The organism is Bacillus sp. 22475, from assembly GCF_052044835.1.
In the GTDB taxonomy this organism is placed as follows: domain Bacteria; phylum Bacillota; class Bacilli; order Bacillales; family Bacillaceae_G; genus Bacillus_A; species Bacillus_A cereus.
Map to the genome: position 1 here is coordinate 114677 of NZ_JBQENW010000008.1, position 21047 is coordinate 135723.

Sequence of the window (21047 nt, forward strand, 5' to 3'; positions counted from 1 at the left end):
TAATTGCTTATTAGGCAATTACTCTTTTTCTATGTACGTCTTAATATTTTAGTCTCGTTCAAGTAAGGAAAGGAACGATTGTAATACCGGGGAAATCCATCTAGATTTATGATAGATTACATAACTTTGAATAACTGTTGGAGTTTCGATAGGTTGAAAACATAGTTGTCCTTTTTGGCAACTTTCTTGTACAACGATATAAGGAAGAATTGAAATGCCTAACTCACACATAACGGATTGTTTAATGACTTCAACATTGGAAGTTTCAAATGTTTTAGCTGGAATATTTCCACTTTGACATAAAAAACGATCTACCATTGGCCTATAGCCGCAGCTTTGTTCTGTAAAAATGAACTGGGTGTCCTGTAATAACTGGAATGGATTTGTATGTGCAGCGGAATGATCTGGTAAAATCCATCCAAATATTTCATTACTAAAAGTACGCGTAATAAAATCATTATGTTCTATACTTTCTCCAATTATGAAGATAACGTCTGTTTCTCCTTCACGTAATTTTTGTAATGCTTGTTCATTTGTGTTTGTTTCAAGTACGATATTTACTTTCGGATTTTTCTGTTTGTAAGTACGTAATAATTGTGGTAATCGGTATACCGCTAATGATTCATTAGATGTAATACTTAATGTACCTTCTAAATAATCTGTATTTTGGGGGATTTCTTGCGCTTTTTCATATATTGAAAGTAATTCTAATGCATAAGGATGAAATTGATGACCTGCTTTTGTAAGTAGCACTTTTTTCCCTAACCGATCGAAAAGAGGAATATGTAAATCGTTCTCTAAAGCTTTCATATGTGCTGTAACAGTAGATTGCGCATAACCTAGCGCATGCGCAGCCTTAGAAAAATTACCATACTTCACAATGGCGCAAAATGTTTTAACATGTCTCATTTCCATAAGCGATCCCTCTTTTATTATCATGATTTGTGAATGATTATATCATGTATTTTAATTTTCCAAATGATTAAATTCTGTATAAAATGAAATTGTAGAAATATTCATTCAGGTAATATTGGAGGAGAAAAGATGATCAAAAAGGGCTATCATGTAGCTGTTGTTGGGGCTACAGGTGCGGTAGGGCAAAAAATTATTGAACTGTTAGAGAATGAAATGAAGTTTAATATAGTTGAAGTTACATTGCTTTCGTCAAAACGATCCGCTGGTAAGAAAGTAAGATTCAAAGGACGAGAGATAATTATAAAAGAGGCAAAAACAACTAGCTTTGAAGGTGTAGATATTGCCTTTTTTAGCGCTGGGGGAGAAGTATCTAGACAATTTGTAACTCATGCAGTTTCTAGTGGTGCGATTGTAATTGATAACACAAGTGAGTACCGAATGGCACAAGGTGTACCGCTCGTTGTTCCGGAAGTGAATGCGCATACTTTAAAGCAGCATAAAGGTATCATTGCAGTTCCAAATTGTTCAGCATTACAGATGGTAACAGCACTTCAGCCGATTCGAAAATCATTCGGTTTAGAAAGAATTATCGTTTCAACATATCAAGCCGTATCGGGTTCTGGCATTCATGCGATTCATGAATTACAAGAGCAGGCTAAGTCTATGCTTGCTGGTGAAGAAGTGAAAAGTAATATATTACCGGCGAAAAAAGATAAAAAACATTACCCAATAGCGTTTAATGTACTGCCTCAAGTAGATATATTTACAGACAATGATTTTACTTTTGAAGAAGTAAAAATGATTCAAGAAACGAAGAAAATATTAGAAGATGAAAACCTGAAAATGGCAGCTACTTGTGTACGTGTTCCAGTTGTATCAGGGCATTCAGAATCAGTTTATATAGAACTGGAAAAAGAAGCAACCGTTACGGAAATTAAGGAAGTATTAATGGATGCACCAGGTGTTATTTTGCAGGATAACCCTAGTAAACAGCTGTATCCAATGCCATTATATGCAGAAGGGAAAATAGACACATTTGTCGGAAGAATACGTAAAGATCCTGATATGCCAAACGGATTTCACCTCTGGATTGTTTCTGATAACCTATTAAAAGGTGCGGCTTGGAATTCAGTTCAAATCGCAGAGACTTTAGTGGAAAAGGGGATATTTTAATATAGTTTAAAAAACTGGGGAATCGTTAATGATTCCCCAGTTTGTATTTCATAATTGTTTTCTTTATTTCGTCCAACTTTAATTTAAATTAGTCGTTATTGAATTTTTATAAATATCCACTTTATGTGCAGTGAAGCGTAAGGTTTTGGATTCTGCATGAATTGTTAGGTTAATAATAATCGATAACGGCATTTCGACCGTTTTCACAATATCTTCTATAGCAATATACTCATTTTCTGCTTCGTTATAATAAACAACAGAACGAATTACTGCCTCGTTATTTTCAATGTCAATTTCACACATCATAGGGAATTTTTCACCATTATGTAAGAATAGTTCGCCTAGTACGATTGAACCGTTTAACTCCTCTGTAAAATTAGTAGTTGCTGCTGGTTTTACCCATGTTTCGTCATGTTCTTCGTTTTCCTCTTCATCTATTGCCCATTCCCAAATGGGGTTTTGTTTTAGGTCCTCAATAGTTAATTCATCAATTGGTTTGCAATTGCTCATACATAAATCCTCCTTTTGCTTTGATAAATAAGTTTCTTAATCTCAAAAATTAGAGGATTGCTTACGAGTAAGTTCAATATAGTATTTTGCTCATTTGATATTAAACTATTTTATTTTGAAGTAAAGCTTCTGTAGCAATATTAACAAAAAAATAATTATTTAGTAAATAATTATTAGTGGAGGTTTTAAAGTGGCAGGGAGTTAAGGTAAGGTAGTAAAAAACATCAAGAATGAATGGGATTCATTTGGTACGATATGGATATGTTTAATAAGAGGGGGAATTTGTTGTATCAAGTAAAGGGGTATTTTTCATCGCTCAAAGGAAGTCATTATGAAATTGGTAAGCAACAAGGTGAATTTGTGAAACAACATTCTTATCTTATTCCGCAATTTATAGAGCAAGAAAACTTAATATCGCATAACCATTGGACAGAATCTAGAAATATATTAAATCAATATTGTTCTGGAATTAATGAAGAAATTGAAGGTTTTTGTGAAGTGTTAAAAATTCCTTCAAAAAATATGATGTATTACTATCAAACACTATTGAAAGCAGGTTGTAGTCATTGTGCAGTATTACCTAAAAAGACAGATTCAACTCACACTTATGTATTAAGAAATTATGATTTGTCACCAGTAATAGATGATATGCGTTTTTGCTCGACGCATGTTGAAGGTGCGTATGCACATAGTGGCTTTTCTACTCAATATTTTGGTCGAACAGAAGGGGTTAACGAACATGGATTATCTGTTACATTTTCAGCATGTGGTCAACCAGTAGGAAACATTGCAGGTTTAAGAAAGCCAATGGTAAATGGTTTACAGTGTTTTGCGGTAATTCGATTGTTGCTGGAGAAATGTAAAAATGTGCAGGAAGCTAAATCACTAATAGAAGAAATACCAATTGCTAGTAATATTAATTTAATAGTAGCTGATCCTTTAAACGCAGCACATATTGAAATATTTGACGGTCATAAATCCACAACAACGATTGATGGTGACAACCAAGCTTTTATTGTATCAACAAACCATGCAGTTAGTTCATCAATTCAGAAATTAAATAATAGGAAATTAGAACAATCTACAAAGAGATATCATGTTTTACATGAGCATTTAAATGGATATGAACAAGTGAGCATAGAGTCTTTAAAAAAGTTAGTAGAAGAAGAATATCCTGATGGACTGACTGTACATAACTATGAAGAATGGTTTGGAACTTTACATTCTGTATTATTCGATTTACATGATCGTACAATGAAGATTTGTTTCGGATCACCACTTTTAAACGACTGGTACTCATTGAAAGTTGGAGGAAGTATGCCGTTTTCTGAGGTGAACGTGAACTTTAAAAATAAAACTTATACTGACTTTTGGAGGGAAGATAAGAATGAATTGATGCCTAAAAGATAAATGAGATAAGATGATAATGAAGAGAGTGCATTTACACTGGAGGGATTACCAATGCTAAAAGTTATGTTACCATTTGTTCTTATCTTTTTTCTTGTTATTGCGATGTATATTGCTTATCAAAAGAGAAAAAAATCTGGGATAAAAGGATTGAAAAGTGCGTTAACTTCTATTTGCTTCTTTTCACTCGCAATTTTAAATATGTTTGCATATTGGTTTCACTTTGGCGGTGCTTTTACTTGGTTATTTTCAATTGTATTATTGCTAGTTGGTGCATATTTTACTAAATATATTCCAATATCTAAAAAGGTACATTAAAATCTATAAGAGTTTAATATAATGTTTACTTTGTTTTGAAAAGAGATTATTCTACTAGATCGTTGTGAAACGGTTTCATAGGATAATCTCTTTTGTTTAGTTTTGGAAAGAACGTACTGTACTTTTTAGTTGCTCAATAAATTCTCGAGTTGCAGCACACATATATTTATCTTTTCTATAAATTAGCCCTATTTCAATTGTTGGAGTAGGGTTTTCTATTTTAATAGCTTGAATGTTTTTATTTTGTAAAAAGTCTATATATGGTTTGGGTAACACTGTAATTCCCATTCCTTTGGAAACCATTTGGATTAAAGATTCCATCGTGCTAATTTCTAAAATTGGTCTTGGTTTAAAGTTGAATTTTTGACAATGAGATGTAATTAGTTCGGTTAAAAAGAAATTTTTAGGTAAAAGAATTAAAGGGTAGTTCTGTAATTCAGCAATAGATACATGATTACGTTCAGCTAATCGATGACCAGTTGGCACGACTAATGTAAGATCGCTTTTGTATAGAGGGATAGAGATAATCTCTTTATCTTGCACCGGGAGAAATGTAATTCCAATATCTAGTTCGTTTCGTAATAATTTTTCACGAATATCTCCTGTGCGAAGCCCTAATACAGAAAGCTCTATATTGGGATATAAATTATTGAAATTTAAAATAGTTAGTGGTAGTAAATAATTTAGGACGGTTAACAAAGCCCCTATTGTTAAGGAACCTTGCTGTAATCCGTTTAGGTCTTGAATAGCTGAACGAGCTTGTTCGACTTCATGAAAAATGGTTTTACTATGTGATAATAAAATCTTCCCTGCTTCAGTTAAAGATATTTTTTTACCAATTCGATCGAAAAGTGGCATTCCTACTTCATGCTCTAATGCACGTATTTGTTGACTTAGAGAAGGCTGTGAAATATTTAATTTCTCAGCTGCTTTTGTGAAATGTAATTCTTTTGAAACAGCTAAAAAGTATTCAAGTTGTCGTAATTCGATTGGAATCACCTCAAGTATAATAATAGGTTATACCTATCATTATTATATAAATAATTGAATTGAACAATGATTTTAAAGGTTTTATAATCATCTTTATATAGCAGAGAGGGTTGTAAAAATTAATTGAGAGAAAATACATGTAACACCTTTAAAGGAGGAAATAGAATGGCTAATGAATATCAATTATTATCTTTAAATATAGGATTACCAAAAGAGGTTACATACGGCGAAAAAGTAATTCATACAGGCATAAATAAGAAACAAGTAAAGGAACCGATATATTTATCCTTTGTAAAATTTAAAGGAGATGGACAGGCGGACTTAGTTCATCATGGAGGAGTAGATAAAGCAGTTTGTGTTTATACTGGTGATCACTATCCATACTGGGAAAAAGAATTGAATCAAGATCTTGTATATGGGGCTTTCGGAGAAAATATAACAGTTAGTGGTATGCGCGAAGAGGATGTTTGTATTGGTGATACGTTTGAACTCGGAGAGGCAATCGTACAGGTAACACAACCAAGGCAACCTTGTTTTAAATTAGCAAAAAAATATAATATTCCAAAGTTACCACTATATTTTCAAGAAACAGGATATACAGGATTTTATTTTCGTGTATTAAAAGAAGGATGGGTATCATCAGTCGATACATTAAAAAGGATACAGTCTGATCCGAAAGGCGTTTCAGTAGCGTTTGCTAACCGTATCATGCACAAGGAAAAACAAAATATTGAAGGGGTAAAAAGGATATTAGAAGTAAACGCACTTTCAAGTAGTTGGAGAAAGTCTTTTGAAAAGCGTATAAGTGGAGAAGAAATTAATACGAAGGAAAGACTTGAAGGGATAAAAGAATAAAATTATTTTATTATAAATAGTGTATTTCTATTAGTAAAAGCTAATTAGAAAGCGCTATTTTTGTATAATAAACTAATTAATATTCAGAAATCTTAATATCGTTTTATTCGACTTATTTTCAAATAGTCAAAACATAAAATTAATTAGACTTTTATTTTATGTTTTATGATAGTATATTGATTGGTAAGACCTCTATTTTTAAGAGTAGGTCATATAAGTATATCTAATTTAATGGAATTTAACATTTGGAGGTACAACATGGGGAATGTTGAAAAATTGGCAAGTCTTCTAATTGAAGAACCGAAAAGAGAGCAGTTATTTCCTTTATTTGAAGAAGTGTTTGGAATTACAACTCAAACATTGAATGATTTTTCGGATAAAGGATATTGGGATGATACATATAAAGCTTTATCATTTTTACAAGAAGATAAAGTGATTGCAAATGTTGCGGCATTTTCACTCCCATTATTAATTAATGGTGAAAAAATAAATGCGGCGGGTATTCAATCAGTCATGACACACCCTAATTTCCGTAGACAAGGGCTAATGACACAATTAATGGGTAAAATGATAGAAGAAATCGATAAGAAATGTGAATGTGCATTATTGTTTACAGAAAAACCTGAACTATATACAGCATTTGGATTTAAAGTTGTGCAGGAATATTTGATGACTATACCATACGATAAAAAGATTAATAATAACGATTCACTACTTAAAAAGTTAGATTACTATAATATAGAGAATAGACAGTTAATACATGAAACTATTGATAGTAGCCAAAGACTTTCAAATAGTTTTTCGACTTTAAACTTCCATCCTTCATTTTATTTGAATATGTATGACTCGGAATGGAATGAGAAATTGTATTATTCAGAGAAACTAGATGCTCTAATCGTTTATGAAGTAGACAATGAAAAGTTGAAATTATTTGGAGTATTTGCGCCAGTACTTCCGGTTTTAGATGAATTATGTGGAGAAATCAATGAAGGGTTTACTGAAATCGAATTTTATTTTTCTCCGGATCAATTAGGGGTTGAGGATGTACAGTTTACAGAATTACAGTCTAGCAAGTATTTAATGGTTCGAAGTGATAAAGAGTTAGATTTTAAAGGTTATAAATTCCCAGTATTAGCGGAGTTTTAAATGTCTATATAAATGCTTTATTATGGAGGAGCTATGAATATATCGTATATACCAGAACGTATTGAGCAACTCACTATAATGAATGTACCTGAATACTATAAAATTAATGATAATTATGCGTTTATTGTCCGTTCGAAAGCAGAAACCGATTTTTGGCTTAAAACACATTATGGTTTTGAAGTAATGAATGGTCATGTATTTTATAATGAGATGATGACAGACTTTCAAGCTGAAGTTCAGTTACGTATGAATCCAAATTCAAAATTCGATCAAGCAGGTCTTTTTGTTATGATTTCGGAGAACTGTTGGCTAAAAACATCTTTAGAATATATCCCTGAAGGGCCATCTCACTTAGGTGCTGTCGTAACGAATAATGGATATTCTGACTGGTCAACGCAAGATTATCCAACTGAAGCAGCTAAGCAACAACTTTGTTTTCGAATTATTCGAAAACGCGGTGATTATACAATATATGTGAAAAAGAGCCATCAATGGGAACAAATAAGAATCGCTCATTTAATGGAGGATATAGGGGAGGAGCCTGTTAAAATAGGTTTTTACACGTGTAGTCCTTCTAAAAATAAGGGATTTGAGACTGAGTTTTTACATTTTACAATTGAAGAAATATAGATGAAAAACCGTATTCTTTTCATTAAGAATGCGGTTTTTGTATTTACATAATATAAAGCACATTTATTGACCAGAAAGTCATTAATACTTATCATTTAATAATGTTAAATATTAATTTACATAATATAATAGAAGTAATGAAGAAATTACAAAATTTATCGCTTAAATAAGGAGGGATATGAATTATTCAGTGGTAATTTCATGGGAAAAGGAGATTATGTATGAAATCATTTCGTAAGTTATTACAGTATTTAAAACCATACATGTTCTTCGCTATTATTGGGCCGCTATTTATGGTACTTGAGGTTGCGATGGACTTAATTCAACCGACTATTATGCAACATATCATTGATGTTGGGATTGCAAATCGGGATTTAAATTATGTAATAAAAATGGGGCTTCTTATGATAGGAGCAGCAGCACTCGGTTTAGTTGGAGGGCTTGGGTGTATGATGTATTCTACAAAAGCCGCTGTTAAATTCGCTACAGACATACGAAAAGATGTGTTTGCGAAAATAGAAACATTTTCTAGTAATAATCGTGATTCATTTGGAACAGGTAAATTATTAACGATCGTGACGAATGATATCACTTCCATTCAATCGGCAATGACGATGACATTACGTGTTCTCGTTCGTGGTCCGCTGTTATTTATCGGAAGTATACTTATTGTTTTTGTAACAGCGCGAGAGTTATTTCCAATATTACTTGTAGTTGTTCCGATTTTATTACTTGCGATTATTTTAATTGCAAGTAAAGCAAGTGGTACATTTAAAAAGGTGCAAGAGGCATTGGACAAAGTGAATACAAAGTTACAAGAAAATTTATCTGGTGTGCGTGTTATAAAAGCGTATGTAAGACAAAAATACGAAATCGCTCAATTTGGAAGTGTAAATACAAATTTAACGAAGATAAATATTCGAGCTGTGCAACTTATTTCTTTAATGATGCCAATCATTATGCTAGTTGTAAGTGGCGGGATTGTCGCAACATTATGGATTGGTGGAGAAAAAGTATTCGATGGAACGCTTCAAGTAGGAGCGATTTTGGCATTTATTAATTACTTGAATATCATTTTAATGTCACTTATGTCGATTAGCATGGTATTTATTCAAATTGCGCGAGCTTTTCCATCTGCGGATCGTGTACAGCAAGTGTTAAATACCGAGGTTGATATTATAAGCGAAGCGAATGCGATCGAACCTGAGAGAATCGAAGGAAATATCGAATTTAAAAATGTTAGTTATAGCTATACGAAAAATAATGAATATGTTTTAAAAGATATTTCGTTTAGCATACAAAAAGGTGAAAAAGTAGGGATTATTGGATCGACTGGAAGTGGTAAATCTACCTTAGCGAAACTGTTACCACGTCTATATGATGTGGATCAAGGTGAAATATGTATAGATGGAATAGATGTTAAAACATATGATTTGCAAAAACTCCGTGCTTCAATAGGGTTTGTACCTCAGAAGGCGTTGTTGTTCTCAGGCAGTATAGAAGAAAATTTACGTTATGGTAAAGAAGATGCAACACATGACGAGCTGGAAGTAGCAGCTGCATCAGCTTGTGCGACTGAGTTTATCAATAAGCTGGAAGAATCTTATCAATATAATTTAACACAAGGCGCGACAAATCTATCAGGTGGACAAAAACAACGTGTATCAATTGCAAGGGCACTTGTGAGAAAGCCACCGATTCTCATATTAGATGATTCTACATCAGCAGTTGATGCAAAATCAGAGGCTACTATTCAAATAGCTTTAAAAACAAAATATAAAGGCACAACAACTTTATTAATTGCGTCCAAAATTTCTTCCATAATGGATGCGGATAAAATACTTGTATTAGATAATGGTGAATTAGTTGGCAATGGTACACATGAACAATTGTTAGAACAAAGTGAGGTTTATCAGGAAATTTATCTTTCCCAAGGTGGTAATTTGGATAAAGAAGGTGGGAAAGAACATGCGTAATTTTCAAGGGCAATTTGCTAATAAAGGTGGACGAAACACCCCAAAGATGGGAAAAGCTAAAAATGCTCAAGGAACTGTAATGCGGGTATGGAACTATATGGGCTATCAAAAAGCTGCTCTTATGTTTGTTATATTTCTAGTCGTTGTTACTACATTACTTGGATTGTTAGGTCCCTATTTTATGGGAGTCATTATAGATCAATATATTGTACCGAAAGATTTAAGTGGTACAGCAAGAATGTGTATGTTACTTATCGTGATTTATGGTGTAACTGTACTTTTAACATGGTTACAAACGTTTGTCATGATTAACGTTGCATTAAAAACAATTCAAAAAATACGACAAGATATTTTTGAGAAAATCCAAACGCTTTCTTTACGGTTCTTTGATGTGCGTTCTCAAGGTGATTTAATGAGCCGTGTGACAAATGATATAGATAATTTGAACCAAGCTTTGACACAAAGTGTTGTACAAATTATTTCATCAGCATTAACTTTTATAGGTGTAACGATTGCAATGTTCGCCTTAAATTGGATTTTAGCAATTGTAACTTTAATTACAGTACCTATTATGTTTTACGTTACAAAAAAACTAGTTGCATATAGTGGTAAAAACTTTGCGAAGCGTCAAAAAGATTTAGGTGAACTAAATGGATTTATTGAGGAAGCAATTACAGGTGCGGATGTTACAACGTTGTATGGAAAAGAAAAAGAAACTGTACAAAATTTCAATAAAATTAATGAACAGCTAAGAGTTTCAGCTACGAAGGCTGATACATTTTCAGCTTTTATTTTTCCAAGTATGAACTTTATTAATAACTTAGGTATGGGGCTTGTCATTGGGACCGGATCAGTTATGGTCTTAAACGGAATGACAACAGTAGGAGTTATTGCGGCTTTTATTAATTATTCTCGTCAATTCTCAAGGCCGCTAAGTCAATTTGCGACTTTAATGAATACAATTCAAGCGGCAGTTGCTGGTGGAGAACGTGTTTTTGAGATTATGGATGAGGTACCAGAAATTCAAAATAAAAAAGACGCATTCGTTGTACAAAATTTACAAGGGCATGTTGCACTTGAGAATGTTTCATTTGGCTACGCAGAAAATAAAACAATTTTAAAAGAAGTGAGTCTTAAAGCGCAGCCAGGAGAGACAATTGCTTTAGTTGGTCCGACTGGATCAGGGAAAACAACAATCATTAATTTGTTAACTCGCTTTTACGATATACAGCAAGGACAAATTCATATTGATGGAAAAGATATAAAAGATTATGATATTAATTCTTTACGAAGTAAAATAGGAGTAGTTTTACAGGATACGTATTTATTTGCTGGTTCGATTATGGATAATATCCGTTATGGACGCTTAGATGCTACTGATGAAGAAGTTATCACTGCAGCTAAGGCAGCATCTGCACATTCTTTTATTAAGCATTTGCCAAATCAATATGAAACAGAAATTGCTTCAGAAGGATCGAATTTAAGTCAAGGACAAAAACAACTTCTTGCGATTGCACGAGCAATTTTAGCAGATGCAGATATATTAATTCTCGATGAAGCGACATCTAATATTGACACAAGAACAGAATTACAAATACAAGCAGGACTAAATAATTTAATGAGAGGTCGCACAAGTTTTGTGATCGCTCACCGACTTAAAACAATTGAAAAAGCAGATCAAATCCTTGTTATAAAGGATGGGGAAATTTTAGAAAGAGGGAATCATGAGTCTCTCATGGAAGATAGAGGGTTTTATTTTGATTTGTATACGAGTCAGTTTAAAATTTAATAAAAAAAATGAGGTTTCTCTAGAAAAGAGAAGCCTCATTTTTTTATTTGTAAACTTTATGAATTACTTTTCTAACCAAATTAATTATCCGACCTGAAAAATACTTATACTTGCAGATACATTTGTTAAAGAGCCACCATCACTATTTGAGAGAGTGATAGTACCTGCTGAAGAGGTGTTATTTATTAAAGTCAATGTTGAAGGAACAACTGTTACGGTAAAAGCAGCAGTACCTTGATTTATTGTATGTGGTGACCCCGTACCAAAACGTCCACCTGAAATTGGTGTACCATTTAGTTCGAGGGAGAATTGGTTTTCGCGAGAAGCTTGTAATTGAAACTCTGCTACATATGTTCCTAGTGTATTGATTATAATATTTCCAGTACCTGTGATGTGGCTAAGGGCAGTTCCTGTTATAGGTCCATTTGTGTTAAAAGTAACATTACTTCCTACTGCAATTGATTGGTTAGTAGTATCAAAAACATATAGATAGTTTGTTAATCCTACACTAGCCGCCCCGGTAGGCCCAGTGGAGCCAGTAGGTCCAGTGGAACCGGTAGAGCCAGTAGGTCCAGTGGAACCGGTAGAGCCAGTAGGTCCAGTGGAACCGGTAGAGCCAGTAGGTCCAGTGGAACCGGTAGAGCCAGTGGAGCCAGTAGAGCCAGTAGCCCCGGTAGGTCCAGTAGGAGAATGTGGGAGAATAATACGGTTAATATCTAAAAGTGAAAAGTTAATGAACATATCTTTGTTTTGATAATCTATCGAAATCACCTCACTAGCATGTTTAAAGAAATAGTAAAGTAATAATTTTTATAGGTATTTCATTTCTATATTATTAATGCAACTTATTTTGGAACCAGTAAATAGCTATCATGACTATAGGGTATTAATTTTTAACCTAAATTTTAATAAAACCTTTATTAAAGATAAAGAGCGCTTTTAAAGGCGCTCTGAGACAAGTTTCATGTTGAAAAAGGGAATTGAGGATATTATGTGCATACTGTTTTAGAATGTTGTAAATTTTTAATTAAAAATAAAAAAATCTTATAAAAATTTAAAATTTGTATTATTAGATAGTTACCATACAATAAAATATGCTTGTTTGATATAAATGTGTGTCAAATTTACCAAAATATATTTTGGTATGCATAAGAAAATTAAAATACTTTGTTAGCAAATAGTAGCGGCTTCAGTGACAGATGGTAGAAATAATTTACGTGGTATTGTAATAATCTCAAGCGCAATTTGCGTTGAATATAGGAGTATTTGATTTAAATCTAAAGCGAGTGTTAAAAGTATTATGAAGCTTGTAAGAATTACAAAACTACCCAAAAAAAAACTTTTTGAAGTGTTGCGGAAATCTTTTATTAAGGAAAAGAAAGAAAAAGATGCGGTAACAATAAGAATGAAAAATTTATACTTATCAGACATTATAACCCTCCCAAAGAACAGTAGTTTATATTATACTGTATTTTTCAATATTATTATAAAAAGATTTTAAAGTGAATAATAAGAAAAAATAAAGCCATAACTTAAAACATTAGTTTAGGTTCTTTTATTTGAATTCTTTGTTTTAGAAGGTATATAATCTGAAATTTAAAATTTTCCAAATGAATTACCATTTTTTATTTCTGATCCAACATCAGGTGCTCAATGAAATGGTATGAAAGATTATAGGCTGGTGATACGACATTAAATAAGAGGAATCTGCGTGCAGCGAGAGTCCTAGCTCGGATTTCTACTAGAGAAACATATTTAGTTGGAGTTGGTACGTTAATAAAAAACGGATGGATGTGGAAACTAAATATTCATGACATTAAGGATAAAGGTCGGGAAATATAATTTGGTATTCTGGGAATAACCGAAGGTCCGTAGTTAAAGTTGCATAGAATTTGTATTTTGTTTCTAATTTTTCAATTGTTGTTAAGTGATGAGAACCTAGTCCACGCTGTACACTGTGTTGAGAAAGAGTCGGTCCAATTTGTAATTTTCGTTTTTTCATTGCATCGTTCCATGGACTATAAAAAAATTTAAAAATAAAAGCAGGTTCTATGTAAATGCTATAAGGATAATGCGAACCATGTCTTCCGACTCTATAGTTCCCGTGCGAATTATTGTGAATTAATCTACCGTTAAGATATAGTTGATTTGGATTAGGGTGAATTATTATGCCGTGATAACGTTGTTTAACAAGCGGAGAACTATATCTTGGATTAGTGTAGCCATGAGTCGGTTCATCAATCATCATAATCATTCTTATGGAAAACATATTGCCGCCCATAGTGTTAAGTGATTTAAAAAATTGTTCTTTATTATAACAGCATAGAAATTCTGTCGTATTTAATACCATTTTCCATCCTGTAAGTTCTCTTTCAATTTCCATAACTTCTTGATCAACTAAATAAGCATCAAATTCGAGTGATTTTGAGTTTCGTATTTCCCAATTAGGAGCGAATATTTTACAGATTTCAACTGACCGATCAGTGGATCCACGGTTAATAAGAATGCCGTGATCAAATAGCTTTGTGTGGTGCATTAACCACCATGGAAGTAAATATTCTTCATTGTAAAAATGAGAAATTAAAGTAGTCTTAATCAAAATCACCTCCGTATTTAACCTGCTTCTTATTTAATATGATATGGAAGGAAACCTATTGTTAGAAGGTTTCCACTTAAAAGTTTTAAAACATATAGGGTATGTGGATAGATTAGTATATAAAGTAGTCTGATTGATGAAGAGTGGTATTAAAAAGTGCAAAATCTAAAATGAGCATTGAATTAGTGTATAACGATTGAAACGGCACTGAAAACTAATAAAACGGCCATAATGATGTTAAATAATTGGTTATGTTTCACTAATAATTTTTGGAATATTGAACCAAATAAACTCCAACTAAATGTACTCATTAAACCGACTACACCTAAAAATAATGAAAAAAGTATAAAACTTGAATATGAATTGTAGTAAGGGATTATGAAAGTCGATACTACAGTCAGTCCGAATAATATCCCTTTAGGATTAACGAATTGAAGAGAAATCCCAACTGTGAATAAGTTTTTATTATCTTTTTCACCGGGATTCGTACTGCTTTTACTAGTAAGTATTTTAATAGCTAAATATAACATATACGCTACACCTAAAATTTTTAAAGGGAATTCGATTATGGGTAAGATATTAAGTAGTACAACATTAAAGAAACTACATAAAGAAGTAAGGATGAAAAAACCAAAAGCTACTCCGAAGCAAAACTTCATGCTCCTTTTTAATCCGTATTGATTTGCGTATGTCATCGCTAAAAAATTGTTAGGGCCGGGTGTGAAGCTACTTATAAAAACAAATAATAAAAAAGAAAATATAGGCATTTGAAAACCCCCTAATCATTTATGTATGTTATAATGACCGAAAAGAACAATATAACGTGTGCTTTTTATTATACATAACGGTCGTTATATTGTATAGAGTGTAGGGGTGTGTTTTATGGAAGAAATTCAACTTATCCTGGCGAAAAATTTAAAAACAATACGAGAAAAAGAAAAATTAAGTTTAGAAAAAGTTTCCCAATTAACGGGTGTGAGTAAAACGATGATTGGACAAATTGAAAGAGGGGAATCAAGCCCGACACTAACAACAATATGGAAAATTGCAAATGGCTTGAAAGTTTCTTTTACTTCTTTAATCAATAATCCTCAGCCTGATACGAAAGTGATTTTAAGAAAAGATATTCAAGTATTGTCTGAAGACAATGGAAAATATAAAGTGTATCCTTCTTTTCCATTTCAAGATGATAGACATTTTGAAATGTATACAGTGGAAATAGAAACAGAAGGGAAATTAAGTTCAGAAGGGCATAAAGAAGGCGCAGAAGAATTTATAACGGTATTTGAAGGTGAATTGACAGTAAAAGTGAATAACTGTCAATATAAATTAAATAGTGGAGATTCAATTCGTTTTAAGGCCGATAGATCACACTCTTATTATAATTTAGGGGAATCTTTGACTCGATTAAGCATGACAATTTATTATCCAACTGCATAAGTTTACATTTATAGTAACAAAAGATAAAACCATCTTTAAAAGATGGTTTTTATTTTTTATTACTCACAAAAAAAGACACTCATCTGAGTGTCAACATAGTATTGCTCTCGCGTATAGGATTGGAGTACGTTTCTCAAATACGTATTGAGATGGTTCGTAAAAGAGAAACTGTCTTCATATTTAATGTAACATCGGTGGAAGTCAGTGTAAATTGATAATATATATACGGAAAATTTAGTATAGATAGTTTCTACTATGAATATAGTGCAATTTGTTCTTTAATGCGTCATCACTTTTATGAAATAATTGTGAAATTCTTATTATGACAGACTTAGTATTTAATAATGTTTATTAGAAAAAGAATGAATCATTTTTTAATCGATTCGTATAATTGTTAGAGAGGCACCTGTTGAATCACCTCCAACCAAATTAACGATGGATAATACGCCGAATAATTGAAGTGAAATTGTATTACCGGCAATTAAATTAGTAATTAAATTATTATTATAATTTGAAGTTGATATAGCGGGAGAAAAAATAGAACCAGGAAGTGGAGTAGAAGCGTTTAATAGTAGTCTTGTTCCAGCGAGTAGAGCAGTTGTCGTATTAACTTGATAGGTTAAATAATATCTTCCGGTTACAGGAATTGTAAATATATCGTTTGAGGCGTTAACTGTAAAATTACCGAGGCTTTGGTTATTAGAAAGACGAATATTAGTTCCACCTAATATCACAGAGATGGGACCACCTAATGTATTATTAGCGAACATAGAGTTTGTTGTAACTATTGACCCAGTACTTCCGGTAGGTCCAGTAAGTCTGTATGGAAGAATAATTTCAAGAGCTATTGATACTAGTTCTTTTATTCTTTTTTCATTTTTATCTTGAATTTAAATCACCTCATTTTTAAATTAGAATGCAAAAAGTTTCGTGTTTTTGGAATGGAACTATCATTTTATTATATTAATAGTAGTAGTTAAAGCAACGGTAAAATGTTTAATAACTGTATGAATCATTTGGAAAGAAAAAAGAATAGTTATGAAAGTATTCCTTAATAATAGACTCATACTTATGTAAGTTAATTAAAAATATGTGGAATGAGGAATTAAATTGAAGCGGAATGATAAATTATCAATAAATAAAGGTAAGATAGAACCTGAGAATATTGGACCTACATTTTCAGCTCTTCCACCAATATATATTCCAACAGGAGCAACAGGAGCAACAGGAGCAACAGGAATAACAGGAGCAACGGGGGCAACAGGAATAACAGGAGCAACAGGAGCAACGGGGGCAACAGGAATAACAGGAGCAACAGGAGCAACGGGGGCAACAGGAATAACAGGAACAACGGGAGTAACAGGAGCGACAGGAGCAACAGGAACAACGGGAGCAACAGGAGCAACAGGAGCAACGGGAGCAACGGGAGTAACGGGAGCAACAGGAACAACGGGAGCAACAGGAACAACGGGAGCAACAGGAGCAACAGGAGCAACGGGGGCAACAGGAATAACGGGAGCAACAGGAATAACGGGAGCAACAGGAACAACGGGAGCAACAGGAGCGACAGGTCCTACTGGGGGGATTGGCCCTATAACAACAACTAATTTGTTATTTTACACTTTTTCAGATGGAGAGAAACTTATATATACAGATGCAGATGGCATAGCTCAATATGGTACAACGAATATACTTTCACCTAGTGAGGTTTCGTATATAAATTTGTTTATCAATGGAATTTTGCAACCACAACCATTCTATGAAGTTAGTACTGGTAAACTAACTTTATTGGATAACCAACCACCATCGCAAGGTTCTTCAATTATTTTACAATTTATTATTATTAATTAAAAAAGACAGATTCTTAATGAAAAGGAATCTGTCTTTTTTGTTCTGAATTACATTCGTTAACATTAAGTGACGATAAATTCAATTGTAATTGGAATTCCGCCGTCTAATGCATCCCCACCAGGAATTGTAATAGCACCAGTAGGACCAGTAGTAACACTGGAGTTCACGCTTGGTTGAAGAATACCGTTCACATATAAGTTGTAATACGTGAAAGTCGGAAAAGCGGTTGCAGTAGTACCCGCATCGTTTAAACAAGCTGTGGCAGCAATTGCAAAAGCTGCACCTGTACCTGTGCCGGCTCCTAGTGTAGATGTAAATCTTCTAGATGCCATAAATGGTTGAATGATAGGCAATTAATTTTCACTCCTTACAATATTTTATTAGAACGAAGTATAAAATAACTTGTCCACTATATTGTATGAGAGTTTTTTATAATAGAAACGGCTTCACCTTTATAAGGTGAGCCCAATTTTAGTAAAGAAATGTTCTTTATTTATATGAAAAAATGATGTTATTACTTGCGGAATATATGTTAATCGTAAATTCGGTTTTTTGTATTCAAATTAAAATGTGTCTTTGAACCTAAGAGATAAACGTGGAAAAATAAAATAAACTCTTAAGTTTAGGTATTTAATCTAAGCAGTCAATTATTAAAAACATATAATTAATATGTGAGTCATGAACATAATTAAATAGCGTTTGTAAGTTTAATTATATTTCATGTTTCCTATTTTAAGTCAATATATAACACATACTCTTTTACAATTTTATGATCCTTATAATAGGAAAAACTCAAATATAAAACAAGTAAGGAGGACATAAATGACAAGTAATAATTGTTTCGGTCATAACCACTGCAATAATCCGATTGTTTTCACTCCAGAGTGTTGTAACAATCCACAAACAGTTCCGATTACTAGTGAGCAATTAGGTAGATTAATTACTTTACTAAACTCTTTAATTTCGGCTATTGCAGCGTTTTTTGCAAATCCAAGTGATGCAAACAGATTAGCTTTACTCAATTTGTTTACTCAACTATTGAACTTACTAAATGAATTAGCACCTTCTCCAGAAGGGAATTTCTTAAAACAATTAATTCAAAGTATTATCAACGTACTACAGTCTCCTAACCCAGATTTAAGCAAATTACTTTCCTTATTGCAACAATTCTACAGTGCTCTCGCACCATTCTTCTTCTCTTTAATTATTGATCCTGCAAGTTTACAACTTTTATTAAACTTATTAACTCAATTAATTGGTGCTACTCCAGGAGGAGGCCCAACAGGTCCAACAGGTCCAACAGGAGCGACTGGTGGCGGAGCAACGGGAGCAACGGGAGCAACAGGAGCAACAGGCCCAACAGGAGCGACTGGTGGTGGAGCAACGGGAGCAACGGGAGCAACGGGAGCAACGGGAGCAACGGGAGCAACAGGAGCAACAGGAGCAACAGGCCCAACAGGTCCAACAGGAGCAACAGGCCCAACAGGAGCAACAGGCTTAACAGGAGCAACAGGTTTAACAGGAGCAACAGGCCCAACAGGAGCAACAGGAGCAACAGGAGCAACAGGCCCAACAGGAGCAACAGGCTTAACAGGAGCAACAGGTTTAACAGGAGCAACTGGTGCAACTGGTGGCGGAGCTATTATTCCATTTGCTTCAGGTACAACACCATCTGCGTTAGTTAACGCGTTAATAGCTAATACAGGAACTCTTCTTGGATTTGGATTTAGTCAGCCTGGTGTAGCTTTAACTGGTGGAACAAGTATCACATTAGCATTAGGTGTAGGTGATTATGCATTTGTAGCACCACGCGCAGGGGTTATTACGTCATTAGCAGGTTTCTTTAGTGCAACAGCTGCATTAGCTCCAGTATCAGCTGTTCAAGTGCAAATACAAATATTAACTGCACCAGCTTTAAGTAATACGTTTACAGTACAAGGCGCACCTCTATTATTAACACCAGCATTTGCCGCAATAGCGATTGGTTCTACAGCATCAGGGATCATACCTGAAGCTATTCCAGTAGCAGCTGGGGATAAAATACTGTTATATGTTTCATTAACAGCAGCAAGTCCAATAGCTGCAGTTGCTGGATTTGTAAGTGCAGGTATTAATATCGTTTAATTTGTTACAATGTTTAGTAGGAAATTAAACAGGGGTTTGTATATAGTCCTTCCTAATAAATTTAGGAAGGACTATATTTTTTGAGGAAATAAGTAATAAATCAATTGAACAATTACTCTTTACTAAGTTCGTATAAAAAAGTATAATTTACCCTTTCTCATTTAAGGCATAAGTTATGTAACTTTAAAAATTTCCGATCAGCAAAAAAAAGATGAATTCTTTTAAAAAAGAATTCATCCATAAAATAAACTATTTATTTTTATTACAGTTACATCCTTTTTTCTTTACATAGCCTTGCTCGGCTAAGTCTCTTTGTGATTGGGAATTGGAAGATTGAGAATTGGAAGATTGAGAGGATGCTGAAGAGCTACTATTTTTATTATAAGAGTAGTTTTTTCGATAGTTATAATTACTCATAGTACTATCACCTCCAATTTAATATATAAATATTATATGTATGTACACTATCAATTGTTACTATTTTTAATAGGAAGAGAAGATACAATAAAAAAATCTCCTTGGTATTTTCCTAGGAGATAACTGATGATTCTTTTGAAAATTTACAAATTAATAGCCCCAGTAAAGAGGGAAGTAATAAGAATCTTGGTGATACGGATTATGTTGTTGAGCGAGGGGCTGGGTTGGATAATTTTTCATTTCACGGTTTTGATTGCAGTTTGACGGAGGACCAATTACAGTAGTTGATTGAATAGGGGAAACCGCTTGTTTCCATTGTTGTTCATTGAGGCAGTAAGTATGTGCCATCATATGAGCCGGAGTTAATCTTAAAATGTCAGAACCGAAAATAACTTCTGGCGCTGGAGCGTTGAAAATAGCTAATAAATGAGTATTATCTGCTGTAGCAATTTCATAATGCCACCACGCTTGTGGAATGTTGGCAACTTGCCCCGGTTTTATCGGTAAGTTTAATATTTGATTCGTAAATGGATTAAGTAAAGAAACAACAGCAGACCCTGAAATACAATAAACAAGTTCAGCTGCATTTTGATGAATATGTGGTTCTACAACATTTCCTGTACTTAAATAAATATCTAATAAAGAAGTATTTTCTAAAGTATTTAATTGTTTAATGCCAAGTACATTTATATAATTTTGGGCATCTTTTCGAAAAAAATTACTTTTATTTACATCAAAAGTAAAATTGGTTGAGGGGGAGGTATAGTCGATGTTGGCAGTCAATTGTATTACCCACCTTTCTATAGGTAAGTTAGGTTACAAAATTAGGATATGTGTCTAGTCTTTGTTTTGTGCTGTTGTAGGTAGCTTAATAAATTCACTTATTCCATAAAGAATAAAGTATTAAGAT

General features: G+C 33.2%; 23 protein-coding genes. 12 read left to right on the plus strand and 11 right to left on the minus strand.

Annotated elements, in window-relative coordinates:
• Positions 1–48 precede the first annotated feature (48 nt).
• Positions 49–915, minus strand: a complete 867-nt coding sequence (locus tag ACTJJY_RS15285) for a LysR family transcriptional regulator (RefSeq protein ID WP_000425893.1) — start codon at positions 913–915, stop codon at positions 49–51.
• A gap of 129 nt (positions 916–1044) precedes the next feature.
• Between ACTJJY_RS15285 and ACTJJY_RS15290 the strand changes: the two genes are divergently transcribed.
• Positions 1045–2088 (plus strand): aspartate-semialdehyde dehydrogenase, encoded by a 1044-nt coding sequence (locus ACTJJY_RS15290; RefSeq protein WP_440605877.1) that lies wholly within the window; start codon positions 1045–1047, stop codon positions 2086–2088.
• A 78-nt stretch (positions 2089–2166) separates the two neighbouring features.
• On the opposite strand, the gene ACTJJY_RS15295 is transcribed toward ACTJJY_RS15290, so the two are convergent.
• Entirely contained in the window at positions 2167–2598 is a 432-nt protein-coding gene (locus tag ACTJJY_RS15295; RefSeq protein WP_000063764.1) for a hypothetical protein, read from the minus strand.
• A 285-nt stretch (positions 2599–2883) separates the two neighbouring features.
• Here ACTJJY_RS15295 and ACTJJY_RS15300 point away from each other — a divergent pair, with 285 nt between their 5' ends.
• Together ACTJJY_RS15300 and ACTJJY_RS15305 are read left to right on the plus strand one after the other, a co-directional pair.
• Positions 2884–4008, plus strand: coding sequence for a C45 family autoproteolytic acyltransferase/hydolase (locus ACTJJY_RS15300; protein ID WP_044584451.1), 1125 nt, complete (start codon positions 2884–2886; stop codon positions 4006–4008).
• A gap of 51 nt (positions 4009–4059) precedes the next feature.
• Positions 4060–4323 carry a hypothetical protein gene (locus ACTJJY_RS15305; protein WP_000921858.1) on the plus strand — a complete coding sequence of 88 codons (264 nt, stop codon included), beginning with the start codon at positions 4060–4062 and terminating at the stop codon, positions 4321–4323.
• 96 nt (positions 4324–4419) lie between these two features.
• Here ACTJJY_RS15305 and ACTJJY_RS15310 read toward each other — a convergent pair whose 3' ends face one another.
• Positions 4420–5322, minus strand: coding sequence for a LysR family transcriptional regulator (locus tag ACTJJY_RS15310; protein WP_000612234.1), 903 nt, complete (start codon positions 5320–5322; stop codon positions 4420–4422).
• A 156-nt stretch (positions 5323–5478) separates the two neighbouring features.
• Here ACTJJY_RS15310 and ACTJJY_RS15315 point away from each other — a divergent pair, with 156 nt between their 5' ends.
• The 5 genes from ACTJJY_RS15315 to ACTJJY_RS15335 all read left to right on the plus strand — a co-directional run bounded on the left by ACTJJY_RS15315 (position 5479) and on the right by ACTJJY_RS15335 (position 11709).
• Positions 5479–6168: an MOSC domain-containing protein gene (locus ACTJJY_RS15315; RefSeq protein WP_440605878.1), complete on the plus strand. Its 690-nt coding sequence runs from the start codon at positions 5479–5481 to the stop codon at positions 6166–6168.
• 258 nt (positions 6169–6426) lie between these two features.
• Positions 6427–7314 (plus strand): GNAT family N-acetyltransferase, encoded by an 888-nt coding sequence (locus ACTJJY_RS15320; protein ID WP_440605879.1) that lies wholly within the window; start codon positions 6427–6429, stop codon positions 7312–7314.
• 33 nt (positions 7315–7347) lie between these two features.
• Positions 7348–7944 (plus strand): DUF1349 domain-containing protein, encoded by a 597-nt coding sequence (locus ACTJJY_RS15325; RefSeq protein ID WP_440605880.1) that lies wholly within the window; start codon positions 7348–7350, stop codon positions 7942–7944.
• A gap of 221 nt (positions 7945–8165) precedes the next feature.
• The gene (locus ACTJJY_RS15330; RefSeq protein ID WP_440605881.1) at positions 8166–9920 is read left to right on the plus strand and encodes an ABC transporter ATP-binding protein; all 1755 of its coding nucleotides are present in this window, start codon (positions 8166–8168) and stop codon (positions 9918–9920) included.
• A complete protein-coding gene (locus ACTJJY_RS15335; RefSeq protein ID WP_440605882.1) occupies positions 9913–11709 on the plus strand; it encodes an ABC transporter ATP-binding protein in 1797 nt (598 codons plus the stop codon). Before ACTJJY_RS15330 ends, ACTJJY_RS15335 begins: the two co-directional genes overlap by 8 nt.
• A gap of 84 nt (positions 11710–11793) precedes the next feature.
• Here ACTJJY_RS15335 and ACTJJY_RS15340 read toward each other — a convergent pair whose 3' ends face one another.
• From ACTJJY_RS15340 to ACTJJY_RS15355, 4 genes are all read right to left on the minus strand, one after another.
• Positions 11794–12450 (minus strand): collagen-like protein, encoded by a 657-nt coding sequence (locus ACTJJY_RS15340; protein WP_440605883.1) that lies wholly within the window; start codon positions 12448–12450, stop codon positions 11794–11796.
• Between the two features lie 429 nt (positions 12451–12879).
• Positions 12880–13140 carry a hypothetical protein gene (locus tag ACTJJY_RS15345; protein ID WP_440605884.1) on the minus strand — a complete coding sequence of 87 codons (261 nt, stop codon included), beginning with the start codon at positions 13138–13140 and terminating at the stop codon, positions 12880–12882.
• Between the two features lie 385 nt (positions 13141–13525).
• Positions 13526–14308, minus strand: a complete 783-nt coding sequence (locus tag ACTJJY_RS15350) for a glycosyltransferase family 2 protein (protein WP_048657279.1) — start codon at positions 14306–14308, stop codon at positions 13526–13528.
• 179 nt (positions 14309–14487) lie between these two features.
• On the minus strand, positions 14488–15072 hold the full coding sequence (locus tag ACTJJY_RS15355; protein ID WP_065483537.1) for a LysE family translocator: 585 nt from the start codon (positions 15070–15072) through the stop codon (positions 14488–14490).
• A gap of 115 nt (positions 15073–15187) precedes the next feature.
• On the opposite strand from ACTJJY_RS15355, the gene ACTJJY_RS15360 reads away from it, so the two are divergent.
• Complete coding sequence (locus ACTJJY_RS15360) at positions 15188–15745, plus strand: helix-turn-helix domain-containing protein (RefSeq protein ID WP_440605885.1); 558 nt, start codon at positions 15188–15190, stop codon at positions 15743–15745.
• A 374-nt stretch (positions 15746–16119) separates the two neighbouring features.
• On the opposite strand, the gene ACTJJY_RS15365 is transcribed toward ACTJJY_RS15360, so the two are convergent.
• A complete protein-coding gene (locus ACTJJY_RS15365) occupies positions 16120–16533 on the minus strand; it encodes a BclA C-terminal domain-containing protein (RefSeq protein ID WP_440605950.1) in 414 nt (137 codons plus the stop codon).
• Between ACTJJY_RS15365 and ACTJJY_RS15370 the strand changes: the two genes are divergently transcribed.
• Positions 16484–16633, plus strand: a complete 150-nt coding sequence (locus ACTJJY_RS15370) for a hypothetical protein (protein WP_440605886.1) — start codon at positions 16484–16486, stop codon at positions 16631–16633. The genes ACTJJY_RS15365 and ACTJJY_RS15370 overlap by 50 nt on opposite strands.
• Positions 16634–16855: 222 nt before the next feature.
• Complete coding sequence (locus tag ACTJJY_RS15375; RefSeq protein ID WP_440605887.1) at positions 16856–17596, plus strand: DUF4183 domain-containing protein; 741 nt, start codon at positions 16856–16858, stop codon at positions 17594–17596.
• Between the two features lie 62 nt (positions 17597–17658).
• Here the strand turns inward: ACTJJY_RS15375 and ACTJJY_RS15380 are convergent, their stop codons facing one another.
• Positions 17659–17949, minus strand: a complete 291-nt coding sequence (locus tag ACTJJY_RS15380) for a DUF4183 domain-containing protein (protein WP_001121647.1) — start codon at positions 17947–17949, stop codon at positions 17659–17661.
• Between the two features lie 469 nt (positions 17950–18418).
• Between ACTJJY_RS15380 and ACTJJY_RS15385 the strand changes: the two genes are divergently transcribed.
• Positions 18419–19720 carry an exosporium glycoprotein BclB-related protein gene (locus ACTJJY_RS15385; RefSeq protein WP_440605888.1) on the plus strand — a complete coding sequence of 434 codons (1302 nt, stop codon included), beginning with the start codon at positions 18419–18421 and terminating at the stop codon, positions 19718–19720.
• A gap of 249 nt (positions 19721–19969) precedes the next feature.
• Here the strand turns inward: ACTJJY_RS15385 and ACTJJY_RS15390 are convergent, their stop codons facing one another.
• The gene (locus ACTJJY_RS15390; protein WP_002094006.1) at positions 19970–20137 is read right to left on the minus strand and encodes a hypothetical protein; all 168 of its coding nucleotides are present in this window, start codon (positions 20135–20137) and stop codon (positions 19970–19972) included.
• A gap of 150 nt (positions 20138–20287) precedes the next feature.
• Positions 20288–20920, minus strand: a complete 633-nt coding sequence (locus ACTJJY_RS15395) for a cupin domain-containing protein (RefSeq protein ID WP_440605889.1) — start codon at positions 20918–20920, stop codon at positions 20288–20290.
• Positions 20921–21047 lie beyond the last annotated feature (127 nt).

Coding starts and splice junctions, on each gene's coding strand:
- ACTJJY_RS15290 (WP_440605877.1), top strand. CDS start 1,045: ATGATCAAAAAGGGCTATCATGTAGCTGTTGTTGGGGCTACAGGTGCG.
- ACTJJY_RS15345 (WP_440605884.1), bottom strand. CDS start 13,140: ATGTCTGATAAGTATAAATTTTTCATTCTTATTGTTACCGCATCTTTT.
- ACTJJY_RS15335 (WP_440605882.1), top strand. CDS start 9,913: ATGCGTAATTTTCAAGGGCAATTTGCTAATAAAGGTGGACGAAACACC.
- ACTJJY_RS15390 (WP_002094006.1), bottom strand. CDS start 20,137: ATGAGTAATTATAACTATCGAAAAAACTACTCTTATAATAAAAATAGT.
- ACTJJY_RS15340 (WP_440605883.1), bottom strand. CDS start 12,450: ATGTTCATTAACTTTTCACTTTTAGATATTAACCGTATTATTCTCCCA.
- ACTJJY_RS15315 (WP_440605878.1), top strand. CDS start 5,479: ATGGCTAATGAATATCAATTATTATCTTTAAATATAGGATTACCAAAA.
- ACTJJY_RS15360 (WP_440605885.1), top strand. CDS start 15,188: ATGGAAGAAATTCAACTTATCCTGGCGAAAAATTTAAAAACAATACGA.
- ACTJJY_RS15305 (WP_000921858.1), top strand. CDS start 4,060: ATGCTAAAAGTTATGTTACCATTTGTTCTTATCTTTTTTCTTGTTATT.
- ACTJJY_RS15295 (WP_000063764.1), bottom strand. CDS start 2,598: ATGAGCAATTGCAAACCAATTGATGAATTAACTATTGAGGACCTAAAA.
- ACTJJY_RS15370 (WP_440605886.1), top strand. CDS start 16,484: ATGGGACCACCTAATGTATTATTAGCGAACATAGAGTTTGTTGTAACT.
- ACTJJY_RS15330 (WP_440605881.1), top strand. CDS start 8,166: ATGAAATCATTTCGTAAGTTATTACAGTATTTAAAACCATACATGTTC.
- ACTJJY_RS15355 (WP_065483537.1), bottom strand. CDS start 15,072: ATGCCTATATTTTCTTTTTTATTATTTGTTTTTATAAGTAGCTTCACA.
- ACTJJY_RS15320 (WP_440605879.1), top strand. CDS start 6,427: ATGGGGAATGTTGAAAAATTGGCAAGTCTTCTAATTGAAGAACCGAAA.
- ACTJJY_RS15325 (WP_440605880.1), top strand. CDS start 7,348: ATGAATATATCGTATATACCAGAACGTATTGAGCAACTCACTATAATG.
- ACTJJY_RS15285 (WP_000425893.1), bottom strand. CDS start 915: ATGGAAATGAGACATGTTAAAACATTTTGCGCCATTGTGAAGTATGGT.
- ACTJJY_RS15385 (WP_440605888.1), top strand. CDS start 18,419: ATGACAAGTAATAATTGTTTCGGTCATAACCACTGCAATAATCCGATT.